The 2,743-nt window shown below is 43.1% G+C and carries 1 protein-coding gene; it reads right to left on the bottom strand.

Features of this window, described 5'->3' with window-relative positions; translation table 11 throughout:
- Positions 1-1,278: 1,278 nt before the first annotated feature.
- Positions 1,279-2,592 carry a DUF5906 domain-containing protein gene (locus Q8A57_RS10415; protein WP_305171049.1) on the bottom strand — a complete coding sequence of 438 codons (1,314 nt, stop codon included), beginning with the start codon at positions 2,590-2,592 and terminating at the stop codon, positions 1,279-1,281.
- Positions 2,593-2,743: the final 151 nt, after the last annotated feature.

Below are 2,743 nucleotides of genomic sequence, written 5' to 3'. Positions count from 1 at the left end.
TTTTTTTTTGTTGGTGGGGTTTTTTTTTTGGTTTTTGTTGGTTTTCCCCCCCCCCCCCCGGGGGGGGGGGGGGGGGGGGGGGGTATTAGCTGAAACTAGCTAAGATTTAGATTACTTTTTAGATTAATTTTGAATGAATGCGCCAAAAAACCTAACGAAATTAAGGCGTTTCAGGCGCATTTTAGTATGAACGGCGCCAAGGCCGGACTTGAAACAAATATATAACCTATTGAATTATAGTAATAATTACAATTCAATTTAATATATGTAGCACCATTTGTAGCACCAACTATAGGCTCATGGTTAAGAGATACGACACTTTTTCTCTTGCGGCCTACGCTGACCAATCTAATACATTTTACCCGCCAACAGACAGCATAACACGGTACATCTGGTGGCTAATCGTACCCCCCCGGGGGGCTATTCCATCCCCCTTACTCCAGTAGTACCACCCCAGATACAAAAAAGAGTGAATAGCGAAGCTGCTGGATCCCATTCAAAGAGTCTTGCCACTGGTTTTGGGATTGAGCGAATGATGTTATAAGATCCAGGGTGTGATAGAGAGTAGCGATACTTTGAGACAAGCAACCACGATGAGCTAACTGTCTCTTAAATCAGGCGTGGCCAAGTCCGAAGTTCTTTAACGACGCACAGTTGTTTTACTCGCACCAGTTGAAAAACGATATAGTTTTTTTTATCTTTGGGGGCGCACATTACGAAAGTGCTTCCAAAATAATTTAGGTGTTAATAATGAAGAAAATAATATTAGCTGGACTGTTTTTTTAATGGTTTCCATTGGGGCGTCTGCAAAGACTGTTTATATGATCGTGTGGGTTCATTCAGGTAATTCTACGAGTAGCTGGTGGCCTACACTTAAACAGTGTGAATACGCTCGTAGCTCATGGCATGAAAGCTGGAAATATAAATGCGTAGAGTGGGAGATATAGGTTTTTTGGGGAACTAAGAAAACGTAGACCAAGTATCTAGGCTTTAGAACTGATATTCTGAAAGTTATTGAATCAGTACTCTTGAAGAGAACCATTGAGGTATAGGGATTAGAACCAACTCCTTGCCTCAATTAACGCCACGCTAGCCCTATAGCCCCTGTAAGCTCATATATTCAGTTTTGGCCCGCTCCTGTCCCAGTTTTGCTAACAACAATGGCCGCTAAAATCCTATTAAATATAATGAGTTAATGAGCAGTGTCCCATTGTCCCAATTATCCCACCTTAATCCCATATGCTAGGTTGAAGACAGATGCTCAAGAAATAGTCAGTGTTACCCACTGTGAGAAATCAAGGTAACTTCATTCAGCAGGTCATCCCTTCCATTGTAGAAAGCAGCAGTAGCAGATCCAATCCCCTTGGTATAAACACCTTCCCTGACCCACAATCTATACCGATTGTTATTGATACGATATCTACTATCATCCTTTACCAGCCCAGCCTCAACGAGCAAGTGTTTACGCTGATTTGAGTTCACCCTGTGCTTATCAAAAATTTCATCAAAGCATTCAATATTGAAGCACCAATATTTTTCATTGTCTTCAAGGTAATCCTTTATCTCAGTCACAACAGGATTGCAGCTCATATCCATAGCCATCTCCTTTTCTCTCGTAACTGGCACTTTCCGTATGTCTTGAGTCACCTGGTGGTTAATTAAGTATTGATATATCGCTTGGTAACCACCTTCTTTCTCAAGCCAGTTTGTGTATTGAGCAAAGTACTCATCTTTAGTCTCTGTCTCATCAAACTGAACGAACCACTCTTTCACAAAGAATCGTCGGTCATGCGCTTCAATAAAGGTCGGAGCCCTGTTTGACATTAGCATCAACATGGCTGGAATTTCCTTCTTGCCGAATCCCTTATGCTTTGCATCTGCATCCACCTGATCAGCCCCGGTATAACTCTTTATCGTGTCATAGATCTTACTTCCCTTAGCTACTCCAGCTTCTTCAATGGCAAGCCAACTGGTATTCCATAGCTCGGCAGCACTCATGCTATTGAGCCTGTCCGTTGTATTGATTGTATTGACAGAGTTTTGCCCCAAGACATTCCTGAGTGTTTCAAGGAACAGACTCTTACCCATCCCTCCAGTCTCGTGATAGAAGTAGAACGCTATATGTGGCTTCTTATCATTAGGGTGCTGCAACCGGTAAGACAGCACATCAAGCAGGTACATGGCAGCTTCCTTGCCCAAAGCCCGCTCCAAATGACTGATAAAGGGCTCGGCTGAGAGATCACCTGGTGTTTCTGTATCAAACCTAGGTGCCACCCAACTGTTTAGGAACAACACTCCCATTTGGTTTATGACTGGAGGTTGACCAGGTCGGTAGAGTTTTGTTGGAGCAAGGGTCTTGAAATACACATGCCTCACAAGTTGCTTAGCATCGTCATAACTCATCTTACCCAAATGCATGGCTACACCAACAAGATTTGATTGCATGAGCCCATTCTGATTAAGTTCAAGATCGTAAAACTTAGGGTATGCAGCGCGATCATCTGTGATGAAAAAGCGACGTGATAGGTATTCTCGTAACTGATAGCCTTCTAGGTGCTCCCCCTGATGCTCACACTCTTGATTGATAGCCATTACTTAGCCCGCCCATATGAATGAGGGTTCTACCCCGAATTTACGGACACTTTAAAGAAGGCCATAATCATGGCTAAGGAGTGTTTGTTATGTCTAAACGTAGAAAATATAGCCCTGAGTTTAAGCGGGGCGCAGTCGAGCAGCTAAATCA

Source organism: Porticoccus litoralis, from assembly GCF_030676955.1.
Classification (GTDB): Bacteria; Pseudomonadota; Gammaproteobacteria; order Pseudomonadales; family Porticoccaceae; genus Porticoccus; species Porticoccus litoralis.
The sequence above is the reverse complement of the archived record's forward strand: the minus strand, read 5'-3'. Positions and strand labels throughout refer to the sequence as shown.